Raw genomic sequence first — 23,748 nt, 5'->3', positions numbered from 1 at the left:
TCGTTTGAGTGAGCTCAACTCTCTCCAGCGTGGCGCTGGTGGAAGAGCTGCAGGCCAGGAGCCGTGAGGTGGACCCGCTGGTCAACGCCATCTGCACGCCCGCCCCCGCCGCTCTCACCCATGCCGCCCAACTCGACACAGAGCGTGACGAAGGTCGAGTCCGTGGGCCGCTGCACGGCGTACCGGTCCTGGTGAAGGACAACATCGACACGGCCGACCTGCCGACCACGGCCGGCTCCCTGGCCCTGGCCGACCAGCCGCCGCCCCCGCAGGACGCTCCACTGGTACGGCGACTGCGTGCGGCCGGCTGTGTCGTCCTGGGCAAGACCAACCTGAGTGAATGGGCCAACTTCCGCGGCTCGGCATCCTCCTCCGGCTGGAGCGCGTACGGCGGCCTGACCCGCAACCCGTATGCGCTGAACCGCTCCGCCGGCGGCTCGTCGAGTGGATCGGGCGCGGCGGTCGCGGCAGGTCTGGCGGACTACGCCATCGGCACCGAGACCAACGGATCGATTGTCTGCCCGGCCGCACTGAACGGCATCGTCGGCCTGAAGCCCACAGTGGGGCTGGTACCGCAGCAGGGCATCGTGCCGATCTCTCACTCGCAGGACACCGCCGGACCGATGACCAAGACGGTCTCCCAGGCTGCTGCCCTACTGACCGTGCTGACAGGCGGCAGGACCGACTACACCCAGCACTGCCGTGGTGCGGACCTCAGCGATGTGCGCATCGGCGTACCGCGAGGGCCGCTGTGGGGCTACTCGACAGGGCTCGACCTGGTCACCGAGCACGCTCTGGGGATCCTCAGCCGCTGTGGCGCCACTCTGGTCGACCACCTGTCGCTGCCGAGTCCTGGTGGCGACGAGGACCAGTTGCAGGTGCTTGCGCATGAGCTGAAGGTGGACCTGGCGGCGTACCTGGCGACACGCGTTCCAGGCGGCCCGCGCACGCTGGACGACCTGATCGCGTTCAACAAGGAGCATGCGGACGTCGAGCTCCAGTGGTTCGGCCAGGAGCTGTTCGAGCGGGCCGCAACCACGGACGGCCTGAGCTCCCCCATCTACGTGGCCTCGCGGCTGACCGCACTTCGAGCGGGCCGGGACGGCATCGACGATCTGCTCCGGGACAACCAGCTCGACGCGCTGGTCACCCCGTCGTACTCCCCGGCCTGGACCATCGACCTGGTCAACGGCGACCACGTGCTCGGCAGTTCGTCCTCACACGCCGCGCTGGCGGGTTATCCGCTGCTCTCGGTGCCGTCCGGGCTAGTCGCCGGGCTGCCGGTCGGGATCACCTTCAGCGGGACCAGCCGGAGTGATGCCACGCTCATTCGCTTGGCTCACGCGTTCGAAACAGCGAGAATCGCTGCAGACGGTCCGTTCCCGACCCCGGAGTTCACACAGTGGGTGTAGATCGCGTCAGGTGGGGTATCGTTGCTACTGGCAACATCTCCACGTCGTTCACCAGGGATCTGAAGCTGCTCGCCGACGATGCCGTGGTGACCGCGGTCGCGTCCCGGGCCCAGCACAGCGCGGACCGGTTCGCCGCCGAGTTCGGTATCGAGCACGCGTACGACGACTACCGCCGGTTGATCGACTCCGGCACCGTCGACGTGCTCTACATCGGCACGCCACACCCACAGCACTACGCCGTCGCCCGGGCCGCGCTCCAGGCAGGCATCGCCGTCTTGTGCGAGAAGCCTGTCACGCTGACGGCCAAGCAGGCCCGGGACCTGATCGCGGTCGCGACCGAGCACAAGACACTGTTCGCCGAGGCCATGTGGATGCGGGCCAACCCCGTCATCCAGGCGTTCTTCGCCGACCTGGCGAGCGGCGCGATCGGCGAGCCGCAGCAGGTGGTCGCGGACTTCGCCTTCCACAAGCCGTCGCTGCCCGCCCGCCTGCTCGACCCCGCGCTGGGCGGCGGTTCGCTGATGGACGGCGGCATCTACCCGATGACGTTCACCTACATGGCGCTGGGCCGGCCCGCCGAGGTGAAGGCGGTCGGCTCGCTGAACGAGGACGGCGTCGACCTCAACGTGGCCATGGCCTGGCGGTACGACTCCGGCGCGGTCGCCGCGCTGACCTGCGGCCTGCGCTCGCAGAACCCGTGGACGGCCTCGGTGAGCGGTCAGGAAGGCAGCCTGTTGCTCCCGCACCGCTTCCACCATCCCGAGTACTACGTGCGCAGTACGGCGGCCGGCCAGGAGCGGATCGACGTACCAACGCATGGAATTGGGTACCACTATGAAGCGGCCGAAGTGATGCGCGCGCTGCGTAACGGTCTCGTCGAGGTGCCATCACTGCCGCATGCCGCGACGGTCGAGATCCTCGAGCTGCTCGACGAGACCCGTAGACAGATCGGGGTCAGGTACCCCGGTGACAACGAAGACCTGGGTGGATAACAGCAGATGCCGAACGGACGTAGTTCCTTCGTAGTGGTGGCCAATCGCCTTCCCGTCGACCGGATCGAGATGCCCGACGGCAGTACTGCGTGGCGGCGGAGCCCAGGCGGGCTGGTGACCGCGCTGGCCCCGGTGATGCAAGGGCACCACGGTGCCTGGATCGGCTGGACCGGCAGTGCCGACGAGAAGGTCGATCCCTTTGACAACGACGGCATGCACCTGGTGCCGGTGATGCTGTCGGCCGAGGACGTGCAGCTGTACTACGAGGGCTTCTCCAACGCGACGCTGTGGCCGCTGTACCACGACGTGATCGTGGCGCCCGAGTTCCACCGGGAGTGGTGGGAGTCGTACGTCGCGGTGAACCGGCGGTTCGCCGAGGCCGCCGCGGACGCCGCCGACGACAACGCCGACGTGTGGGTGCACGACTACCAGCTGCAGCTTGTCCCGGCGATGCTGCGCCGGCTGCGTCCCGACGTACGGATCGGGTTCTTCCTGCACATCCCGTTCCCGCCGACCGAGCTGTTCGCGCAGATGCCCTGGCGCCGGCAGATCCTGGACGGCCTGATGGGTGCGGACCTGGTCGGGTTCCAGCGGCCCGGAGCCGCCTCGAACTTCGCCCGCCTGGCCCGTAACCGGATGGGCCTGCGCACCCGCGGCGACCGGATCCACCTGCCCGACGACCGGATCGTCCGGGCCAAGGCGTTCCCGATCTCGATCGATGTCGGCGAGCTGGAGAGCCTGGCCCGGCAGCCGGAGACCAAGGCCCGCGCGGAGGAGATCCGCCGCGAGGTCGGCAACCCCGCCCATGTGCTGCTCGGCGTGGATCGGCTCGACTACACCAAGGGCATCCGGCAACGGATGCGCGCGTTCGGCGAACTGCTGGACGAGAAGCGCGTCTCCGTCGACGACGCGGTGTTCCTCCAGGTGGCCACGCCGTCGCGCGAGCGGGTCGAGCAGTACCGGGTGCTGCGGGACGAGATCGAGCTGCTGGTCGGCCGGATCAACGGTGAGCACGGCCGGATCGGTACGCCGGCCATCAACTACCTGCACACGTCGTACTCGCGGACCGAGATGGCCGCCCTGTTCCGGGCCGCGGACGTCGCGGTGGTGACGCCGTTGCGCGACGGCATGAACCTGGTCGCCAAGGAGTACGTCGCCTGCCGGTACGACGACACCGGCGCGCTGGTGCTGAGCGAGTTCGCCGGTGCGGCCGACGAGTTCCGGCAGGCCTTCCTGGTGAACCCGCACGACATCAACGGGATGAAGGACACCATCGTCGACGCGATGAACACCGACGACCGCCAGCTCGGCCGCCGGATGAAGGCGATGCGCAAGCACCTGGCCGCGCACGACGTGAACGTCTGGGCCGCCAGCTTCCTGAAGGCACTGCATGACGAAGACTGACGGCCGGGTGCTCGCCCTCGACCTCGGTACGTCGTCCGCCCGCGCGCTGGTGCTGTCCGCCGCCGACGCCGCCCCGGTCCCGGGTGCGCTCGCGCGGTACAAGATCTCGCCGACCTACGCGACCGGCGGCTCGGCCACACTCGACCTGCACGAGTACGTCGAGGGCCTGCTCGGCTGCCTGGACGAACTGCAGCAGAACGGGCACCTGGACGACATCGGCGCGATCGTGCTGTCCTCGCAATGGCACTCGATCGTTGCCCTGGACAACAAGGGCGCGGCGCTCACCCCGGTGATCACCTGGGCGGACACCCGGTCGGTGGAGCTGGACCTCGGACCGTCGTTCGACGAGCACGCCTTCCATGCCCGCACCGGTTCCTGGCTGCACCGGCTGTACTGGACGCGACGGATCCCCTGGCTGCTCTCCGAGGGCTCAGCGGCCGGGTTCGCCGGCCTGCCGGACCTGGTGCTGGAGCGTCTCACCGGCGAGCGCGTGACGTCGGTGTCGATCGCGTCCGGGACCGGGACGCTGGATCTCGCCCGCGGTGTGTACGACGAGGAGGCGCTGGAGATCGCCGGCGCCAAGGCCGAGCTGTTGCCGCCGATCGTCCCGACCGGGTGGACCGGCGCACTGTCGCCTGAGTTCTCCCGACGCTGGCCGGCGCTGGTCGGCGTACCGGTGCATCCACCGACGGGCGACGGTGCCGCGTCGAACGTCGGGACCGGTGGGTACGACGAGACGACCGCGGCGGTGACCGTCGGGACGTCGGCCGCCGTACGAGTGGTGCATCCGATCGCCGACGCACCCGAGTTGCCTTGGGAGTTGTGGCGTTACCGGGTGGACGACAAGCGTGCGGTGACGGGGATGGCGTTCTCGGCCGCGGGCAATCTGCATGCGTGGCTGACCGGCGTACTGCAGCTGGATTCCGCCGAGCCGATCGGTGTCGAGATCGGGTCGTCGCGGGTGATCGCGATCCCGTTCCAGGCGGGGACGCGGCCGCCGGCGACCGTACCGAGCGGGTCAGGGGTGTACTTCGGGCTGTCCTTCGACGACACCGGCGCGGATCTGCTCGCGGCGTCGCTGCAAGGGGCGTCGCTGGAGATCGACCGCGGGCTGCGGATGCTGGACTCGCTGTTCGGGCGTGACCTCTCGGTGGTGCTGGGCGGTGGCGGGATCGACGCGTCCGCGTGGTGGCGGCAGTGCCTGACCGCGACGTTCGCCCGGCCGGCGACTGTGTGTGCGGAGGCCGAGGTCGGCGCCCGGGGCGCGGCGGCCGTCGCGCTCGGTCTGTCCCCCGAGCCGGGTGGCGAGCACCTGACGCCTGTGGATGCGGAGGTCGCACGCGTCGCCCAGCTCCGCCCGCGGTACGCGGCCCTTCGGGAACTGGCTGTTCAGGCGTCGACCGGCTGACCTGTACTGCGTTCGCGGTACGACGCGGATACGGCCGCTGGACGACGTGGTTTCGGTGGGTGAGCACGTACTGTGAGGGAATGGGCGCGCTGCTGCGGTTCTGCCGCGACTTCAAGTGGCACCCGTTGGCGCTGGACCATGGCCTCGCACTGACGCTGCTGGCGCTCAACCTGATCGTGCCGGGCAGCCGGCAGGTGGGTGAGCGGATCCCGCTGACGCCGACGGTCGTGGTGCTGTCCGTCGTGGCCGCGATCGCACTCGCCCTGCGCCGGTTTGCGCCGTTGGTGGTGCTCGGGGTGACCACGGCCGTCACGACCACCTACCTGATCATCGAGCAGGGGAAGAGCCCGATCGTCCTGTTCATGGCGTGCGCGGTCTACACGGTCGTGATGGAGAAGGACCGAAGGACCCGTTCGACCGCGGTCGTCGTGGTGGCGCTGGTGACGCTGATCGCGGATGCCCCGGTCTCCGACGGCAACGTGCTCGACAACATCGGACTGATGTTGCTGGTCCTGTTCGCGGGCGCGGTCGGCGAAGCGGTGCGGTACCGGCGCGCACTACAGGCGGAGCTGGAGGAGCGGGCGCTGCGGGCGGAGCAGTCCCGCGAGGAGGAGGCGCAGCGCCGGGTGATCGAGGAGCGGCTCCGAATCGCCCACGAGCTGCACGACGTGATCGCGCACCACATCGCCTTGATGAACGTGCAGGCAGGCGTTGCCGCCCACGTCCTGCGCGACCAGCCCGAGGAGGCCGAGCGTGCCCTCGCCCTGGTCCGCTCCGGCGGCCGCACGGTCCTCCAGGAGCTCACCGTCCTCCTCGGTGTGCTGCGCCGCGGCAGCTTGTTGCCGACAGCACCGGCACCGTCGCTCCAGGAGCTGGGCTCGCTGATCGAGTCGTTCGCTGCCGCAGGCGTAGAGGTCGACTGGCAGCCGCCAGCGGAGATCGACCCCCTCCCAGACGTCATCGAACTGGCGGCGTACCGCATCATCCAGGAATCCCTGACCAACATCCTCAAACACGCCCCCGGCGCCCCCGCCCAAATCCGCCTGACCCACCAACCAGGCGCCCTGACCATCCACATCACCAACCCGGCCCCAAACCACCCCAGCACCAGCCAACCGCCACCCCTGACCCCAGCCGCACCCCACCACCCCAACGGGACCCGCCCCGACGGCAGCTCCTCTCCACCCTCGCGAGCCTTGCTCGGCGCAGCCTTCCCCACACCCGACACCAGCGCCGCCCAGCCCAGCGCAACCTCCCCCACATCTCATCCCGGTGGGGACCGGACCAGCGCCACGTCCTCCCCCCGCCCCGCGACCCACGCCGACGCCACCTCCTCCACAGCACCGCGCGACACCTCCTCCGCGCCTCACGCCGGCACCACCTCCCCCACGCCCTCCACCCCACCGCGCGGCACCTCCCGCTTCACACCCCACGCCGGCACCTCCTCCACAGCACCGCGCGACACCTCCTCCGCGCCTCACCCCGGCGGAGGGCGGTCCGGTGCTGGGCACGGGCTGCTCGGGATGCGGGAGCGGGTGGCGGCGGTTGGGGGCGAGCTCAGGGCCGGGCCGGAGCCGGGTGGTGGGTTCGGTGTGCATGCTGTTCTTCCTTTCGAGACGGGAGTTGTAGGTGACGATCCGGGTGCTGCTGGCCGACGACCAGACGCTGATCCGCAGCGGGTTCCGGGTGCTGGTGAACTCAGCCTCAGATCTGGAGGTCGTTGCTGAGGCCTCGAACGGCCGGGAAGCGGTCGAGCTGGCCCGGACCGAGCGGGCCGACGTGATCCTGATGGACATCCGGATGCCGGAGGTCGACGGGCTCGCGGCGACCCGGCTGATCACCGCGGACGCGGCGCTGGCCGGGGTGAAGGTGCTGATCCTGACCACGTTCGAGGTGGACGAGTACGTCTTCGAGGCGATCCGGGCCGGCGCCAGCGGATTCCTCGGCAAGAGCGTCGAGCCGGCCGAGCTGATCAACGCGATCCGGGTGGTCGCCCGCGGCGACGCGCTGCTCTCACCGAAGGCGGTCCGTGGTCTGATGAACCGATTCCTGGCCGAGCCCCGGATCGGTCAGGACGTCGGCCCGTCCGTCCTCGACGCGCTCACCGACCGCGAACGCGAGATCGTCAGCCTGGTCGCCCTCGGGCTGACCAACGACGAGATCGCCGAACGCCTGGTGCTGTCCCCGTCGACGGCGAAGACGCACGTCAACCGCGCCATGGTGAAACTTGACTGCCGCGACCGTGCCCAGTTGGTCGTGATCGCCTATCAAACCGGCCTGGTCCGTCCCGGTACGACGCTACCGTCCGCCGACGTACCGCAAACGCAGTAGCTCGTACGGCGTCCGCAGTACGTCGAGAAGCCCACGCCTGACCGACGACGGCTACAACGCCCGGCCGGAACGATCGGCGGCATGGCAACCTTCCTCTACCGGCTCGGCCGGTTCGCTTTCCGCCGGCGCCGGCTGGTGGTGCTGGTGTGGCTTGGTCTGCTGGCCACGGGTGTCGCTGGTGCGGCCACCTTGTCCGGACCGACCGCCGACGGCTTCTCGATCCCGGGCACTGAGTCGCAGCGCGCGGCGGATCTGCTCAACGATCGCTTCCCGCAAGCCGGTGCGGACGCCGGGACCGCTCGCATCGTCTTCCAGGCCCCGCCCGGCCGAACGCTGACCGACGCCGCCACCACCGCGCAGGTGCAGCAGACGCTCGCCCGGGTCGAGGCCGCGCCGCAGGTCGCCCGCGTCCTGGATCCCTTCACCACCAAGGCCATCTCCGACGACGGCCGCACCGGGTACGCGCAGGTCACGTACGACGTCACCGCCCAGGAGGTGACGCCCGAAGCCCAGGAGGCAATGGCCGCCGCGGTCGAGCCGGCCCGCGCGGCCGGCCTCACGGTCGAGTACGGCGGTGACGCCATGCAGGTGCAGGACGAGCAGAGCCTGACCGAGGTGATCGGTATCGGCGTGGCCGCCGTCGTCCTCCTGATCACCTTCGGCTCACTGGTCGCGGCCGGTCTCCCGTTGCTGTCGGCAATCATCGGGATCGGAATCGGAGTTGCCGCGATCACCGCCGCCACGGGCTTCATCGACATCGGTTCCGGTACGCCGATTCTCGCCTTGATGATCGGTCTGGCGGTGTCGATCGACTATGCGTTGTTCATCATGTCGCGCTACCGCAATGAGCTGAGCACCGGACTGGAACCCGAGGAGGCGGTCGGCCGGGCGGTCGGGACCGCCGGATCCGCGGTGGTGTTCGCCGGGCTGACCGTGGTGATCGCACTGGCCGGGTTGTTCGTCGTCGACATTCCGTTCCTCACCCAAATGGGTCTGGCCGCGGCGTTCACCGTCGTACTCGCCGTCGCGATCGCGCTGACGCTGCTACCCGCGCTCCTCGGCTTCGCCGGGCGGCGAGTCCTCGGCGGACGGATTCCCGGTCTGCGCTCCGGTGACCCCGAAGCGGCCGGACGCATGACCGCCGGGCGCCGCTGGGCCCAGTTCGTGACCCGTCGGCCAGTGGCAGTGTTGCTGGTGACTGTGATCGGTCTCGGTGCGCTGGCGATCCCGGCGACCGATCTCGAGCTCGGGCTACCCGACGACAGCACCGCGGCACCCGACTCCACTCAGCGCAAGGCCTACGACCTGCTCTCCGAGGGCTTCGGCCCCGGGTTCAACGGTCCACTGATGGTGGTGGTCGACGCGGGCGGGTCCGCCGATCCGCGGGCTGCGGCCAGCGCCACGGTGGCCGCCGTACGCGGTCTGCCGGACGTGACGATGGTGACGCCACCGACATTCAACCCAGCAGGAGACACGGCGCTGCTGACGGTCATCCCGGCCAGTGGTCCGGGTACGACGCAGACACGCGACCTGGTCGAGGCGATCCGGGCGCTGCCGGAGAACGATCGGGCCGAAGTGGCCGTCACGGGCGCCACCGGTATCGGCATCGACTTCTCCGACAAGCTCCGCGACGCCCTGGTGCCCTACCTGTTGCTGGTGGTCGGTCTCGCCTTCCTGCTGCTGATGCTCGTGTTCCGGTCGCTGCTGGTGCCGCTCAAGGCGACGCTCGGCTTCCTGCTCACGGTCGCGGCGACGTTCGGTGCGGTGGTCGCGGTGTTCCAGTGGGGCTGGCTGGCCGGGTTGTTCGGGATCGAAGGGCAGACCGGTCCGGTGATCAGCATGCTGCCGATCTTCCTGATCGGCGTGGTCTTCGGCCTCGCGATGGACTACCAGATCTTCCTGGTCACCCGGATGCGGGAGGAACATGTCCACGGCGCCGAGCCCCGAGCCGCCGTCGTCGACGGATTCACCCACGGCGCCCGCGTCGTCACCGCCGCAGCGGTCATCATGACTGCCGTCTTCTCCGGCTTCATCCTGTCCAGCCAGACCCTGATCCGCGAAATGGGCTTCGGCCTCGCCCTCGCGGTCGCCATCGACGCCTTCGTCGTACGCATGACCCTCGTCCCAGCCGTCATGGCCCTCCTCGGCCGCTCCGCCTGGTACCTCCCCCGCTGGCTCAACCGCCTCCTCCCCGACGTGGACGTAGAAGGCGACTCCCTCCGCCAACACCTCCCACCCACTCCCCAACCCCGCGAACCCGAACTAAGCACCCGCTAACCACCGTGTTCTACGTTCCTGCAACCCCCGATCAATTGCGCCCTGGCGCGTTGATCGGCACAAGCAGGTCGGGACGGCCACGACAACCCTGGACGGTGAAGCGGTCGGACCCGCCGGTGGCATCCGCGCGTCGATCCGCGACATGGCCCGTCTGACGGCCGCACTACTCGACGGCAGCGCACCCGGCACTGCCGCACTGGACCCCGTCGCGAACTTCTCCGGACGGGCCGCACGCATCGGCGCCGCGTGGATCACGCTCGAGCACGACCACCGCCTCGTCACCTGGCACAACGGCGGCACCGGCGGATTCCGCACCTGGCTCGGACTCGATCGCTCAGCCCGCACAGCGGTCGTCCTCATGTCCGCAACCTCCACCTCAGTCGACCACCACGGCTTCAACCTGCTAGCGCAAATGACCCCAGCCCACGACCACCAGCCCGACCCTCGAGAAGACCACTAGCCCAACCCCGATCAGGAGATCAGCAACCGCCGACCTCGGTAGGCACCGCCCCGGGAGGCGTTCCCTCACCGCCGCTTGATGGCGTTCGGGACTTTTCATGTCCCGGTCCAAGCGCAACTGGCTGGAGGGGTGAACCGGTTGGGTGATGGGGGTTACAGACGAGGTGGGGGTGGGGTTGGATCATGGCGCGCATGTGGCGGGAGATGATGAAGTCGAAGGTGCATCGGGCGACGGTGACGCAGGCGGATCTGGACTATGTGGGGTCCTGCACGCTGGATGCGGCGTTGATGGAGGCGGCGGATCTGCTGCCCGGCGAGAAGGTGGACATCGTCGACATCACCAACGGGAATCGGCTGTCGACGTACCTGATCGAAGGGCCGCGCGGGTCCGGGGTGGTGGGGATCAACGGGGCGGCGGCGCACCTGATCCATCCGGGTGACCTGGTCATCCTGATCGCGTACGGGATGTTCGACACCGCGGAGGCGAAGGTTTTCGAGCCGAGCGTAGTCTTCGTGGACGAGCACAATGCGATCACCCGCATCGGCTCCGACCCCGCCGAGGCGCTGCCCGACAGCGGCACGCTCCGCGGCGACCAACTGCATACCCAGGTCGTGCCTGAGGCGACCTGACGCTGAATCGCACACCCCGCGCCGAGATGAGGACTGGTCGACGATGACCGACACGACCCAGACCACCGCAGCCGCCAGCACCGCAGCGGACAACACCACCCCCGAGACCGCCACCCCGGCCAACGCAACCGCGGTCGGCAACACCGCGACCGGCGAGACGGCAGCAGGCGAGACCGTGAAGGCGGCCGACGCGACCGCGGTCGGCGACGCCGCGACCGGCGAGGCGGGGGCTGGTGGGGAGGGTGGAGCGGCGCCGAAGACGGCGTCGCATGACACCGAGCCGAACCCCAAGCTGCGGGCGTTCATGAACTCGGGCTGGGCCGACTCCGAGCGGCAGGACGTGACGCTCAGCGACGTCGGGGTGTGGGCGGCTAAGCGGCGGGACGCGCTGTCGCAGGCGTTCCCGGGCGAGCGGCTGGTGATTCCGGCCGGTACGTACAAGGTTCGGTCGAACGACACCGACTTCGTCTTCCGCCCGCACACCGACTACGTCTGGCTGGCCGGCGACCAGACCTCCGACGCGGTCCTGGTGCTGGAGCCGAACGGGACCAGCGGCCACGACGCGGTCCTGTACTTCCGCCCGCGCGCCGACCGCGGCGAAGGCGAGGAGTTCTGGCGGGACCGGATGTACGGCGAGCTGTGGGCCGGCCGGCGTCCGTCGCTGACCGAGACCGCGAAGGAGTTCGGCCTGGAGACCCGGCACGTCGACCGGCTCGCGGACGCGCTGAAGGGCGACGTACCGACCCGAGTACGGCGGGGCGAGGACGCGTCGATTGCCACGCTGCTGAGTGGCGCGAAGACCGACGCCGACCGGGACCGGGAGTTGGCCGCGACGCTGTCCGAGCTCCGGCTGGTGAAGGACCCGTTCGAGATCGAGCAGTTGCGCAACGCCGTCGCGATCACCCACCGCGGCTTCTCCGACGTACTCGCGGAGATGGACAAGGTGCGCGAGTACGGCGAACGCTGGATCGAGGGCACGTTCTGGCGCCGGGCCCGGGCCGAAGGCAACGATGTCGGGTACACCTCGATCGCCGCGGCCGGACCGCACGCGACCACGCTGCACTGGATCGAGAACGACGGACCGGTCGTCGACGGCACGCTGATGCTGCTCGACATGGGCGTGGAGAACCGCCAGCTCTACACCGCGGATATCACCCGTACGCTGCCGGTCAGCGGTGAGTTCACCCCGCGGCAGCGTGAGCTGTACCAGCTGGTGCTCGACGCGCAGAACGCCGGTATCGCCGCGCTCCGGCCGGGCGCGCAGTTCCGCGCCGGTCACGAGGCCGCGATGGAGGTCATCGTGCACGGTCTCGACGCGATGGAACTGCTGCCGGTGTCGGCCGAGGAAGCGCTCGACCCGGAGAGCATGCTCTACCAGCGCTACACCCTGCACGGCGTCAGCCACATGCTCGGCCTCGACGTGCACGACTGCTCGGCCGCGCGGGAGGAGAAGTACCGCAAGGGCACCATGCAGACCGGCTACGTGCTCACTGTCGAGCCGGGCCTGTACTTCCAGTCCGACGACCTGACCGTGCCGGAGGATCTCCGCGGCATCGGCATCCGGATCGAAGACGACATCCTGATCACCGAAGACGGCACCGAAAACCTCTCCGCCGCCATGCCCCGCGACATCGAGGGCCTCCAAAACTGGATGTCGTCCTAACCCCCCATCCGCGTGCGCACGCCGCGCGCGCTTCCCCATCACCGACCCGGCAGCCCGCCGCCTGCAACGGCGAGCTGCCGGGGTTTCCACGTGAACCGAGCTACCACGGTCCGTGCAGTGGGCGGGCCTGCCGAGGGTCCGCGCATCAACGAGGCGAGGTGGGATGCGGCGTACCGCCTGACCTTGGCCTCGGTGGCTGCCGTTTGGACGATGGCCTGGTTGCGGAATTTGGGGTCACCAGATGCGGACGCGCTCCTCCGGCGCCAACCACATGCCGTCGGACTCGGTGGTGGCGAAGGTCTGGTGGAACTCGTCGATGTTCTTGACGACTGCGTTGCAGCGGAACTCCGGGGGTGAGTGGGGGTCGATCGCCAGGCGGCGGGCTGCCTCTTCCGGGCGGGTCTTGGTCGACCAGGCGTTTGCCCAGGAGAGGAAGAAACGCTGGCTTCCGGTCAGTCCGTCGATGACCGGGGGCTCGGCGCCGTCGAGCGACAACTGGTAGGCGACGTACGCGATCGACAGGCCGCCCAGGTCGCCGATGTTCTCGCCGAGGGTGAGCTTGCCGTTGACGTGCTGTCCCGGTGTCTCGGCCGGTGACAGGGCGTCGTACTGCGCGACGAGCTTGTCGGTCCGTTGCTCGAAGGCGGTCCGGTCGTCGTCGGTCCACCAGTCGTTGATGTTGCCGTCGCCGTCGAACCGGGAGCCCTGGTCGTCGAAGCCATGACCGATCTCGTGCCCGATCACCGCGCCGATCGCGCCGTAGTTGACCGCGTCGTCGGCGTCCAGGTCGAAGAACGGCGGGCGCAGGATGCCGGCCGGGAAGACGATCTCGTTCATCCGCGGGTTGTAGTACGCGTTGACCGTCTGCGGTGTCATCTTCCACTCGGACCGGTCGACCGGCTGCCCGAGCTTGGCCAGTTCGCGCGCGGTCTCCACCGCGACCGATCGGCGGACGTTGCCGACGAGGTCGGCCGGATCGACCTCGAGCGCGCTGTAGTCCTTCCACTTGTCCGGGTAGCCGATCTTCGGCAGGAAGGTGCCGAGCTTGTCCAGCGCGCGCCGTCGGGTGTCGGGGCCCATCCAGTCGAGCGTCTCGATCCGCTGCCGGTACGCCTTGACCAGGTTCTCGACCAGCTCGACCATGCGGGCCTTCGCGGCCGGCGGGAAGTGCTCGGCGACGTACAGCTTGCCGAGCGCCTCACCGAGCGCGGACTCGACCACGCCGACACCGCGCTTCCACCGCTCACGCAGCTCGGGCGCACCGGTCAAAGTCTTGCCGTAGAAGGCGAAATTCTCGTCCACGAACGCTTGGCTCAGCAGCGGCGCCGCGTCGTGCACGATCCGCCAGCTCAGCCACTCCTTCCACCGGTCGAGCTCGACCTCCCGCAGCGCGCCGGCGGCCGCGGTGAAGAAGTCCGGCTCGCGGACGACGACGTGCTCGATGGCACTCGCCGGTACGCCGGCGCCCTCGAGCCAGCGGGACCAGTCGAACCCAGGCGTGAGCTCCTCGAGCCCGGCCCGGTCGACCTTGTTGTAGGTCAGTGTGACGTCGCGGTTCTTGACCCGGTCCCAGTGGCCGGCCGCGATCCGCGTCTCCAGCTCCATGATTCGCTCCGCGGCACCGGCCGGATCGGGCAGCCCGGCCAGCTCGAGCATCCGCGTCACGTGCGCGACGTACGCCGTACGGATCTCGGCGAAGGTGTCCTCGCGGTAGTACGACTCGTCGGGCAGGCTGATACCGCCCTGCATGAGGTAGACGATGTACTCGTCAGACTTCTTCGCGTCGGCGTCGACCCAGGTGTGGAAGATGCCGGACACGCCTTGCAGTTCGAGCGTGCCGAGCGCGGCGGCCAGGTCGCCCACGGCGGCGATGTCGCGGACCAGAGCGAGCTGGTCGGCGATCGGCTCGGCGCCGAGCCGCTCGATCGTCTCGGTGTCCATGAAGCTGGTGTAGAGGTCGGCGACCTTGCGCGCCTCACTGCCCTCCGGATGGCCGGCGGCGACCGCCTTCTCGACGATGGCGCGGACGTCCTGCTCGGCCGTGTCCGACAGCGCGTGGAAGGCACCGTAGATGGCCTTGTCCGCTGGGATCTCGTGTTGCTCCAGCCACGGCCCGTTCGCGTGTCGGTACAGGTCGTCCTGCGCCCGTACCGTGTCGGACAGACCCGAAATGTCGATCCCTGCTGTCATCCCTGCCCCACTCCTTCAGCCCGGTGATCCTGCTGCCAGCGACAGTACCCAATCCCCGCCGGCGAGGCCGTGAACTATCCACAGGCCCGTGCCGTTGACCGGGTAAAAGAACAGGGAACCCCGCCCATGCCACGCCTTGTCCGTCGGCTCACCGCCGTCCTCAGCGTCCCCGCGCTGATGCTCGGCTTCGTCATACCGAGCGAGCCCGTCCCCGGTCCCTGGGTGATCACCGTGCCCTGACCGGTCTTCAGGGCGAACTGTCTGCGCAGTCCGCGGTCCAGACCATCGCGTCCAGCGGGGGCTACCAGCACGTCCCGGATGTCAACAACGTCAACGGCATCGCACTCACCCCGACGGCAAGGCGCTGATCATCGTCCAGTCGGCCACCGGCTTCCTGTTCCGGGTCGACCCAGACACCGGCGCGACGCAGAGAATCGGCGACTTCGTGATGACGAACGGCGACGGCCTCCTGGTCATCGGCACCACGCTGTACGTCGTCCAGAACCGGCTGAACAAGATCGCGGTACTGAGCATCAACCCGTCCGGCACCGAGGGACACCTGGTCCGCGAGATCACCAGCCCGGAATTCGACGTACCCACCACCGCGGCCGCCTTCGGCTCCCGCCTCTACCTGCCGAACGCTCGTTTCAACGTCCAGCCGCCCACTCCGACCACGCCGTACTGGGTCACCGCAGTGCCACGCTGAACCGTTCACGGCGGCGGCCCGTTGTCCTACGGTGAAGGCACAACGAGCCGCCACGTCGGCCGTCTGGGGCACGCGAAGCCGACTCCGCGGCGTAGACCGGGGAGGAACCTGCTCATGCCACACCTTGTTCGCCGGCTGGGGATCACGCTCGGCCTATCCGCCCTGATCGTCAGCGTGGTCGGTACGCCGGCCCCGGCGACCACCACGTCCCACACGTTCCCGACGCGGATCGAGTTGCCGAACGGTTTCCTGCCGGAGGGCATCGCGATCCGGAAAGGGATTGCGTACTTCGGCTCACGCGCGGACGGCGACATCTATGCCGCCAGTCTGCGGACCGGCGAGGGCAGGGTGATCAGCCAAGGTCCTGGTACGCCGTCAGTCGGGCTGAAGGTGGACAACCGCGGCCGGCTGTTCGTCTCGGGCGGCCCGGCCGGCGACGCGCGCGTGGTCGACTCCCGCACCGGCGACATCCTCAAGACGTACTCGTTGGCCGCCGGCCCTCCGACGTTCGTCAACGACGTGATCCTGGGCTTCAAGGCCGCGTGGTTCACCGACTCGCAGAAGCCCGTCATCTACAAGGTGCCGTTCGGTCGCCACGGCAAGCTGGCACCGCAGTCCGCCGTACGCACGATCCCGTTGACCGGCGACTACGTGCACCAGCCCGGCTTCAACGCGAACGGCATCGCGCTGACACCGGACCGGCGCGCGCTGATCATCGTGCAGTCCAACACCGGACTGCTCTTCCGGGTGAACCCGTGGACCGGAGTTACCAAGCGGATCAAGCTCAACGCCACCATGACGAACGGCGACGGCCTGCTGGTGATCGGCAAGACCCTGTACGTCGTACAGAACCAGCTGAACCGGGTCGCGGTGGTCAAACTCAACCGGGCCGGCACCAAGGGCTCCCTGGTCCGTGTGATCACCAGTCCGGACTTCGACATCCCGACAACGGTCGCTGCCTTCGGCAAGCGTCTCTACCTGCCGAACGCTCGCTTCAACACCGAGCCGACGCCCACCACGCCGTACTGGGTGACAGCGGTACGGCGCTGAGGTCAGGAGATCGTGCGGAGCTCGCCGCGGGCCGCGGCCTTCAGACGGCTGCCGCAGGACAGGCGAACGGAGTACCCGGCCGGGATGGAGAGCGGCTCACCGGTCTGCGGGTTGCGGCCGGTCCGCGGCGCCCGCATCACCCGCTCGATGCTCAGCAGGCCGGTCAGCGACACCTTGTCACCCTTGTGCACGGCCTCGGTGACGACGTCGCCCAGCGCGTCGAGGACCTTCTCGGCCTGGTTCCGCGGAATGCCCGCCTTCTGCGCCACGCCGGCGACCAGCTCGTTGCGATTCACGGCTCTCCTCAGACTCGTGCCGCCGGGACGGCACCTCAGCCGCCGTCCCGGTCGATCGCCAGCACCTTAACCGAAATGATTGTCGTTAGCGAGAAGCATCCGCATACCGGTCAGCCCCGGCATGACGGGAACTATGCCGATTCCATGGTCGTCGCTGACTGATCACAGGCCGTCCTGGTCGTGCCAGTGGTTCTGCCACCTGCCGTCGATGGCCGCATCGGCTCGCTGGTAGCGGATGTCGGTGGACAGCCGCATATCCGCCGACACGTTGTCGAGGGCCGCGTGGATCGTATGCGCGGTGTGGATGACCACGTCTCCGGCCGCGTAGTCAGCGACCAGCCACCGAGCGTCGTACTCCTCGGCCAGCCCTGGCAGGTCCGCGGTCATCGACGCCGCCGGGCGCTTCAGCCGCCCCGACGCCTCCTCTGCCAGCACGCGATGGTGACTGCCTTCCAGGTACGTCAGACCGCCCCGGGCGACCGGGCAGTCGCCGAGCGGGATCCACGCGGACAGCACCTGGTCACTGCCCTCCCGGAGGTACACCAGGTCGTAGTGCGCCTGCGTCGCCGTACCGATCCCGTTCTCACCCGGCGCGGTCTGCCGGATGATCTTCCGCTTGTGCAGGAACGGCTCCCCACCCAGAAACCACTCGAACCACGCCTTGATGGCCGGCTGCGCGCAGAAGGCGGCGTACTCCGGTCCCGGCACGATGCGGTCGAACAGCACCTTGCGGTACGACGCCCGATCGGTGACCGCACTGGTCAGCTCGAAGTAGTACCGCCGAAACTCGAGAACCACCGAGGGATCGAGCAACCCGGTCAGGAACAGGTACCCGTCCCGCCGAAGCCGATCGCGCAACCGCGGCAGGTCCGCACGCTCCCGATCCGGTACGACGCCCAACTCACCGAGCCGCCGTGGGGATCCGTCGAGCACATAACCGTTGGATGTCAGCACAGCACCCATTCCACCCGCCACCCGCGGCACACCGGAATGGACACCGACCACCGGATTCTTGGACTCTTGTCAGGTGCCCAACTGGTCGATCTACCTGACTCCTGGTCAATCCGAACGCCAACTTGGACTCTTCTGCCTCGGAGCCGGTGAGCAGGAGAACCCGCGTGGACCGGCGCCGGAACGCGCGCTGGGATGTCACGCACTCGTGTGGATCAAGGAAGGCCGTGGCCACCTGTTGCACGGCCCCGACCGCCAACTATTCGAGGTAGCGGCGCCTGCGATGCTCTGGCTCTACCCGGGCGTCCTGCACGGCTATCGGCCCACCACCCGCTGGCGCCAGACCTGGACGCTCTTCAGCGGGCCGGCGACCGCAGCACTCACGGCACTCGGCCACCTCGACCCCAGCCAGCCAGTACGCCGCTACGCCGATCCCAGACCCATCGACCGAGCCTTCACCCGGCTGCTCCGCGTCAGCGCCACGCACAACGCCGTACAGACTGTTGCTGCGCTTTACGACCTCATCGCTCAGGCCGCACCGCCGCCGGACGACGATGTGGCTGCTCAACTGGCCGGACTCGCGTGCAGGGCGCTGAGCATTCAGGCCTACGCCGCAGAGCTGGGACTCAGTGTGAGTGAGCTACGCGAGGCCGTGCGGCGTACGACCGGCTCTACACCGCAGGAACTGGTCTTGACCACAAGACTCAACACAGCCAAGGCTCTGCTCGCGGAGGAGGACCTGTCCGTGGGAGCGATCGCACGGCGGGTCGGGTACGACGATCCGGCGTACTTCACCCGGTTGTTCACGGCACGTGTCGGGCTGTCACCGCGCGCGTTCCGGCGATCTGGTTCGATATCCGGCCCGATTTCCTCCTTCTGAAGGAGGCGGACGCGACTTTCCGACCGGTAGAACCGTTCACTGGGGTGACGTGTACGACGGCGGACCCCGATACGGTCATAGGTATGAGTCAACCGCAGCCCATCGACCCGCGCTACGTGAACCGGCCGCCGGCACCGCCGAAGAAGAAGCGGCACTGGTTCCTCCGGACCGTCGGACTGATCGTCCTGCTGTTCGTCCTCATGCTGGTCGCGGTTCCGCTGTACGCCTGGAGCCGGATCGACAAGATCGACGCGATGCCGACCGGCGAACGACCCGCCGACACGCCCGGGACGACGTACCTGATGGTGGGTTCGGACAGTCGCGACGACCTCAGCCGGGCCGAGCGGGCCAGGCTCCACACCGGTGGCGAGGCCGGCGCCCGCACCGACTCGATCATGCTGATGCACGTCCCGGAGTCCGGTCCGACTGTGCTGCTGAGCATCCCGCGGGACAGCGTGGTCGACGTACCCGGCCAGAAGAACAAGCGCAAGATCAACGCGGCGTACGCCATCGGCAGGGGCAACCCGGCGTTGCTGATCCAGACCATCGAGGGTGCGACCGGGCTGCGGATCGATCACTACGTCGAGGTCGGCTTCGGCGGCTTCGCCTCGATCATCGACGGCCTCGGTGGGATCGAGATGTGCTTGCCCAAGGCAATGAAGGACCCCGACGCGCACATCGACCTGCAGGCCGGCTGCCAGGAGCTGGATGGCGTCAACGCGCTCGGCTACGTCCGGTCCCGGCACGCGGACGGCCAGAACGACTTCGGCCGGGTGCAGCGGCAGCGCGAGATGGTCGGCGCGGTCGCGAAGAAGGCAGCCTCGCCGTCGACGTTCCTGAACCCGGTTCGGTACTACAACGTCGCCACCAAGGGCGTCGACGCGCTGACCGTGGACAAGGGCATGGGGTTGTTCGACTTCGGCAAGTTCGTCCTCGGGATGCGGGCAGTCTCAGGCAATGGCGGCGTCACCCTGACCGTCCCGATCGGCGACGACAACTACCGGACGGCGCAGGACGGCATCGGCGTCCGCTGGGACCGCGCGAAGGCCCTGGCGCTGTTCAAGGCCCTGAAGGAAGACAACACCAGCGGCCTGAAGAGCAGTTGATCGCGCTCGTCCATGCAGTGGTGAGCCTGGGCATGCTCGTCATCGTGCCGCTCGGGCTCACCCTCCTGCCCGAGCGGCTCACCCAGGTGCCCGGGTGGCTCGCACTCACTCGGCGGTCGTGGCGAACCACCAGCCCCCGCTGGTGGTTCTACTTCGCAGTCGCGACCATGGCGCTGGCGTTGAGCTGGGCCTTGGGTCATGTGGTCGACACGCCCTCTCTACCGTTGGAGTGGATGGTCGCCACGCACGGGGTGGCGAACGCGGTCGGCTTCGCGTTGTGTGGATTGCTGGCCTGGCGACGACTTGGGGAAGGTGCCGAATGAAGCTGGAGGACCTGGACCGGCTGCGGTTCTCGTACGACGTGGTCGGATCCACCCGGTACGACGAGACGCCGCCCGGCTACCACCGGCTGGAGTACAAGGCCCGGATCGGCGAGGGCGTCGAGGTGTTCCGCCGGGCCGGCGAGGCGCTGCTGAACTGGCGGATGCACCGCACCGCGGGCCTGCCGATGACGGCCACGGACAGCCCCGCGACGATCGGCACGAACAGCCTCGGCCACCTCGGCGCCGGCATGGTGATCGGCCGCCTGCGCACCGCGATCCCGGTCGGCATGCTCGGACTCCCGGTCCCCTGCCGCGTGGTCTGGACGGTCGACGAACCCGACCGCATCGGCTTCGCCTACGGCACCCTCCAGGGCCATCCCGCGGCAGGCGAGGAATCCTTTGTGGTCAGCCGCGAACCCGACGGCATCTACTTCACCATCCGCGCCTACAGCCGGCCCGCCACCTGGTACACCCGCCTCGGTGGCCCCGTCACCCGCAAGGCCCAACTCCAGACCGCCCGCCGCTACGCCAACACCCTCCGCCGCCTGGCAACCCCATAGCAAAGGCCCCGCAAGCTCATACCTTTGCGGGGCCGGGTCCTTTGTACCGTGGGGGGACAAGGCGGGGGTTGAGCGACACGCGAACTTCGGGCGAACGCTTGGGTGGGCGTGGGTCTTGCGCGGGATCTCGTTCCCGACGCGGCGGGACAGCACCGTCTACCTCCAAACGAACTTCCTGACGTTCTGGTTGCAGGTCAGCAACGGCGGCAGTGCGAACCGTCCGACCAGCGCCTCGGCGGTGGGAATCATCTACGACACCACACCCGATGGGGCGTTCGACCTTAAGTCAGCCGCGCAGCAGCTGGATCTGGCGGTTCACACCGAGGACGGCACCGTCCTCGGAACGCACCGGTCCTTGCGGCTGGACGGCGGCCCCGAGTTCGACGAGGACGAGGTCCGCGAGCGGGTGCTGGGCTCACGCCTACGCTCGGACCGGCCGCGAGCGCGGATCGTTGAAGGTCGCGACGTTCGGCTATGACCAGATGCCGCTCACCGACTTCCGGGTGAATCCGTCCACCGGACAGGCCGAATCACTCGACGACCCGGTCGAGCTCTTCCGGCCCTGATTGCTGGCACCCGATCGGGGCTGCGAAACTGTGGCGGGTGAGTCCCAAGACGTTGACGGATCTGGTGGCGCCGGACTGGGCCGAGGCGCTCGCGCCGGTCGAGGACACGGTCGCGAAGATGGGCGAGTTCCTGCGGGCCGAGATCGCGGCCGGACGGCCCTACCTGCCGGCGGGTGAGAACGTGCTGCGCGCGTTCCACCGGCCGTTGCAGCAGGTGAAGGTGCTGATCGTCGGCCAGGACCCTTACCCGACGCCGGGGCACCCGGTCGGCCTGAGCTTCTCGGTCGCGCCCGACGTCCGGCCGATCCCGCGCAGCCTGGCCAACATCTACCGCGAACTGATGGCGGACGTCGGCGTACCGGCTCCGTCGAACGGCGACCTGACGCCCTGGGCTGACCAAGGTGTGCTGATGCTCAACAGAGTGCTGACCGTGCAGCCCGGCAAGTCCGGCGCGCACCGCGGCAAGGGCTGGGAGACTGTCACCGAGCAGGCGATCCACGCGCTGGTCAAGCGTGGCGGCCCGCTGGTCGCGATCCTGTGGGGCCGCGACGCCCAGACCTTGAAGCCGATGCTCGGCAGTACGCCGTACGTCGAGAGCGCGCACCCGAGCCCGATGTCGGCCGACCGGGGCTTCTTCGGCTCCCGCCCGTTCAGCCGCGTCAACGCCCTTCTGGTCGAGCAGGGCGCCGCCCCCGTCGACTGGCGCCTCCCCTAACTCGAGTACGACGTCAACGCGCCGGATCCACGCGGTCACGGCGCGTTGTCGCATGGTCCCGGCAAAACTTGTTCGAATGATCCATTGCAGGATCGTTCAACAATCTCTTATGGTGGCGAGACTTGCCCAACCCAAGCAACACCGCTCTCCGTCCCCGGGAGGAACCATGTGGGTTCTGCTCGCCATCGCGGTGGTCGTCGTCGGGTTCGCCCTGCGGCTGAACTCGATGCTGGTCGTCACCGCGGCCGGGATCGTGGCCGGCCTGATCGGCGGCCTGTCACCGGTCAAGATCCTGAACGCCTTCGGCGACGGTTTCGCCGGCAGCCGGTCGGTCACCGTCTTCATCGTCACCCTGCCCGTGATCGGGCTGATCGAGCGCTACGGCCTGCAGCAGCAGGCGCGCAAACTGATCGGCAAGCTGAAAGTCCTCACCACCGGGCGGCTGCTGGCCCTCTACCTGCTGATCCGGCAGGGCACGGCGGCGCTCGGCCTGACCAGCATCGGCGGCCCGGCGCAGGCGGTCCGGCCGCTGATCGCGCCGATGGCCGCCGGGGCCGCGGAGAGACGCTACGGCCCGCTGCCGGAGAAGCTACAGGAGAAGATCAAGGGCTTCTCCGCCAGTGCCGACACGGTCGGGTTGTTCTTCGGTGAGGACATCTTCGTCGCGATCGGTTCGATCCTGCTGATCACCGGGTTCGTCGACGCGACGTACGGGCTGCACCTGGAGGCGATCGACATCGCGCTCTGGGCGATCCCGACCGGTATCTGCGCGCTGCTCATCCACGGGGCGCGGCTGCTGCTGCTCGATCGCCAGCTGGACAAGCTGGCCGCGGAGCACAAGGCCGAGCAGGTGACCCGATGATCAAGGTCGAGTGGTTCTACTGGCTGTGCGGACTGTTCTTCGTGCTGATCGCCCTGCAGGTGGTCAACGACCGCAGCAACCCGAAGCGCCTCGGTAGCGCGGCGTTCTGGGGGATTCTCGGCGTCTCCTTCGGCTACGGCACGTTCGTGGTCAACAAGCAGGCGCCGGCCTGGCTGCTCGGTATCGCGGTGATCGGCCTGGCGGTGCTGGCCGGCTCCGGTTTCCCGGGCCGCGGCCACGAGCAGACCACCACGCCGGCCGAGCGGGTCCGCTTCGCCGACCGCTTCGGCAACAAGCTCTTCCTGCCGGCCCTCGTGATCCCGGTGGTCGCCGCGACCTTCGGCGCTTGGCTGGCCAAGGTGAAGGTCGGCAACCAACTCCTGTTGCAGTCCGGATCCGCGACCATCATCGGCCTCGGCGTCGCGTCCCTGCTCGCTCTCGCGGTCGGAATGCTCATCCTCAAACCGAAATCGCCGGCCGTCCCGCTGCATGAGGGCCGGCGGTTGCTCGAGCACATCGGCTGGGCCGCGATCCTGCCGCAGATGCTGGCCACCCTCGGCCTGCTGTTCAACGCGTCCGGCGTCGGCAAGGCGGTCGGCCGGGTCACCGATCACCTTGTCCCGAAGGGTTCGCTGATCGCCGCGGTCGCGTTGTACTGCATCGGGATGGCGGTCTTCACGATCATCATGGGCAACGCGTTCGCCGCGTTCCCGGTGATGACGGCCGCGGTCGGCTGGCCGCTGCTGGTGGAGCAGTTCGACGGTACGCCGGCGATCGTGTTCGCGATCGGCATGCTGGCCGGCTTCTGCGGCACCCTGTGTACGCCGATGGCCGCCAACTTCAACCTGGTCCCGGCGGCCTTGCTCGAGATGAAGGACCAGTACGGCCCGATCAAGGCGCAGATCCCGACCGCTGTTCCGCTGCTGGCCTGCAACATCGCCCTGATGTACGTCTTCGCCTTCTAGGA

The 23,748-nt window shown here is 68.7% G+C and carries 22 protein-coding genes and 1 pseudogene; 20 read left to right on the top strand and 3 right to left on the bottom strand.

What is annotated here, in order from left to right:
• Positions 1 to 8 precede the first annotated feature (8 nt).
• The 10 genes from AB0F43_RS12700 to AB0F43_RS12655 all read left to right on the top strand — a co-directional run bounded on the left by AB0F43_RS12700 (position 9) and on the right by AB0F43_RS12655 (position 12,576).
• Entirely contained in the window at positions 9 to 1,412 is a 1,404-nt protein-coding gene (locus AB0F43_RS12700) for an amidase (protein WP_360474367.1), read from the top strand.
• A complete protein-coding gene (locus AB0F43_RS12695) occupies positions 1,403 to 2,404 on the top strand; it encodes a Gfo/Idh/MocA family oxidoreductase (RefSeq protein ID WP_360474365.1) in 1,002 nt (333 codons plus the stop codon). Before AB0F43_RS12700 ends, AB0F43_RS12695 begins: the two co-directional genes overlap by 10 nt.
• Positions 2,405 to 2,410: 6 nt before the next feature.
• Entirely contained in the window at positions 2,411 to 3,808 is a 1,398-nt protein-coding gene (locus AB0F43_RS12690; protein WP_360474363.1) for a trehalose-6-phosphate synthase, read from the top strand.
• Positions 3,795 to 5,216, top strand: a complete 1,422-nt coding sequence (locus AB0F43_RS12685) for an FGGY family carbohydrate kinase (protein ID WP_360474361.1) — start codon at positions 3,795 to 3,797, stop codon at positions 5,214 to 5,216. Before AB0F43_RS12690 ends, AB0F43_RS12685 begins: the two co-directional genes overlap by 14 nt.
• A gap of 59 nt (positions 5,217 to 5,275) precedes the next feature.
• Complete coding sequence (locus AB0F43_RS12680; RefSeq protein WP_360474359.1) at positions 5,276 to 6,943, top strand: histidine kinase; 1,668 nt, start codon at positions 5,276 to 5,278, stop codon at positions 6,941 to 6,943.
• Positions 6,846 to 7,547 carry a response regulator transcription factor gene (locus AB0F43_RS12675; RefSeq protein WP_360474357.1) on the top strand — a complete coding sequence of 234 codons (702 nt, stop codon included), beginning with the start codon at positions 6,846 to 6,848 and terminating at the stop codon, positions 7,545 to 7,547. Before AB0F43_RS12680 ends, AB0F43_RS12675 begins: the two co-directional genes overlap by 98 nt.
• An 81-nt stretch (positions 7,548 to 7,628) precedes the next feature.
• Entirely contained in the window at positions 7,629 to 9,824 is a 2,196-nt protein-coding gene (locus AB0F43_RS12670; RefSeq protein ID WP_360474355.1) for an MMPL family transporter, read from the top strand.
• 34 nt (positions 9,825 to 9,858) lie between these two features.
• Positions 9,859 to 10,284, top strand: coding sequence for a serine hydrolase (locus AB0F43_RS12665; RefSeq protein WP_360474526.1), 426 nt, complete (start codon positions 9,859 to 9,861; stop codon positions 10,282 to 10,284).
• 191 nt (positions 10,285 to 10,475) lie between these two features.
• Positions 10,476 to 10,913, top strand: a complete 438-nt coding sequence (panD, locus tag AB0F43_RS12660) for an aspartate 1-decarboxylase (protein ID WP_360474524.1) — start codon at positions 10,476 to 10,478, stop codon at positions 10,911 to 10,913.
• A 43-nt stretch (positions 10,914 to 10,956) separates the two neighbouring features.
• The gene (locus tag AB0F43_RS12655) at positions 10,957 to 12,576 is read left to right on the top strand and encodes an aminopeptidase P family protein (protein ID WP_360474353.1); all 1,620 of its coding nucleotides are present in this window, start codon (positions 10,957 to 10,959) and stop codon (positions 12,574 to 12,576) included.
• Positions 12,577 to 12,810: 234 nt separating this feature from the next.
• Here AB0F43_RS12655 and AB0F43_RS12650 read toward each other — a convergent pair whose 3' ends face one another.
• Positions 12,811 to 14,766, bottom strand: a complete 1,956-nt coding sequence (locus AB0F43_RS12650) for a M13-type metalloendopeptidase (RefSeq protein ID WP_360474351.1) — start codon at positions 14,764 to 14,766, stop codon at positions 12,811 to 12,813.
• A gap of 445 nt (positions 14,767 to 15,211) precedes the next feature.
• On the opposite strand from AB0F43_RS12650, the gene AB0F43_RS12645 reads away from it, so the two are divergent.
• A complete protein-coding gene (locus AB0F43_RS12645; RefSeq protein WP_360474349.1) occupies positions 15,212 to 15,472 on the top strand; it encodes a hypothetical protein in 261 nt (86 codons plus the stop codon).
• A 114-nt stretch (positions 15,473 to 15,586) separates the two neighbouring features.
• Positions 15,587 to 16,522: a superoxide dismutase gene (locus AB0F43_RS12640; protein WP_360474347.1), complete on the top strand. Its 936-nt coding sequence runs from the start codon at positions 15,587 to 15,589 to the stop codon at positions 16,520 to 16,522.
• A gap of 2 nt (positions 16,523 to 16,524) precedes the next feature.
• Here the strand turns inward: AB0F43_RS12640 and AB0F43_RS12635 are convergent, their stop codons facing one another.
• Complete coding sequence (locus AB0F43_RS12635) at positions 16,525 to 16,818, bottom strand: HU family DNA-binding protein (RefSeq protein WP_360474345.1); 294 nt, start codon at positions 16,816 to 16,818, stop codon at positions 16,525 to 16,527.
• Positions 16,819 to 16,980: 162 nt separating this feature from the next.
• On the bottom strand, positions 16,981 to 17,772 hold the full coding sequence (locus AB0F43_RS12630; RefSeq protein ID WP_360474343.1) for a phytanoyl-CoA dioxygenase family protein: 792 nt from the start codon (positions 17,770 to 17,772) through the stop codon (positions 16,981 to 16,983).
• A gap of 73 nt (positions 17,773 to 17,845) precedes the next feature.
• Here AB0F43_RS12630 and AB0F43_RS12625 point away from each other — a divergent pair, with 73 nt between their 5' ends.
• The 8 genes and pseudogenes from AB0F43_RS12625 to AB0F43_RS12590 all read left to right on the top strand — a co-directional run bounded on the left by AB0F43_RS12625 (position 17,846) and on the right by AB0F43_RS12590 (position 23,746).
• On the top strand, positions 17,846 to 18,649 hold the full coding sequence (locus tag AB0F43_RS12625; protein WP_360474341.1) for an AraC family transcriptional regulator: 804 nt from the start codon (positions 17,846 to 17,848) through the stop codon (positions 18,647 to 18,649).
• 83 nt (positions 18,650 to 18,732) lie between these two features.
• Entirely contained in the window at positions 18,733 to 19,755 is a 1,023-nt protein-coding gene (locus AB0F43_RS12620; protein ID WP_360474339.1) for an LCP family protein, read from the top strand.
• Between the two features lie 32 nt (positions 19,756 to 19,787).
• Positions 19,788 to 20,078, top strand: coding sequence for a YndJ family transporter (locus AB0F43_RS12615; protein ID WP_360474338.1), 291 nt, complete (start codon positions 19,788 to 19,790; stop codon positions 20,076 to 20,078).
• Positions 20,075 to 20,638, top strand: coding sequence for a DUF1990 domain-containing protein (locus AB0F43_RS12610; protein ID WP_360474336.1), 564 nt, complete (start codon positions 20,075 to 20,077; stop codon positions 20,636 to 20,638). The genes AB0F43_RS12615 and AB0F43_RS12610 overlap by 4 nt, the downstream gene beginning before the upstream one ends.
• Before the next feature lie 115 nt (positions 20,639 to 20,753).
• Positions 20,754 to 21,116, top strand: a complete 363-nt coding sequence (locus tag AB0F43_RS12605) for a hypothetical protein (RefSeq protein WP_360474334.1) — start codon at positions 20,754 to 20,756, stop codon at positions 21,114 to 21,116.
• A 125-nt stretch (positions 21,117 to 21,241) separates the two neighbouring features.
• Positions 21,242 to 21,919 carry a uracil-DNA glycosylase gene (locus AB0F43_RS12600; RefSeq protein ID WP_360474332.1) on the top strand — a complete coding sequence of 226 codons (678 nt, stop codon included), beginning with the start codon at positions 21,242 to 21,244 and terminating at the stop codon, positions 21,917 to 21,919.
• Positions 21,920 to 22,085: 166 nt separating this feature from the next.
• Positions 22,086 to 22,754 (top strand): annotated as a pseudogene (locus tag AB0F43_RS12595) (DUF969 domain-containing protein); the annotation flags it as partial.
• A 23-nt stretch (positions 22,755 to 22,777) separates the two neighbouring features.
• Complete coding sequence (locus tag AB0F43_RS12590) at positions 22,778 to 23,746, top strand: DUF979 domain-containing protein (protein ID WP_360474330.1); 969 nt, start codon at positions 22,778 to 22,780, stop codon at positions 23,744 to 23,746.
• Positions 23,747 to 23,748 lie beyond the last annotated feature (2 nt).

The sequence above is a fragment of the Kribbella sp. NPDC023972 genome (genome assembly GCF_040639075.1).
GTDB lineage: Bacteria > Actinomycetota > Actinomycetes > Propionibacteriales > Kribbellaceae > Kribbella.
This window is presented reverse-complemented; position numbering and strand designations above follow the sequence as displayed.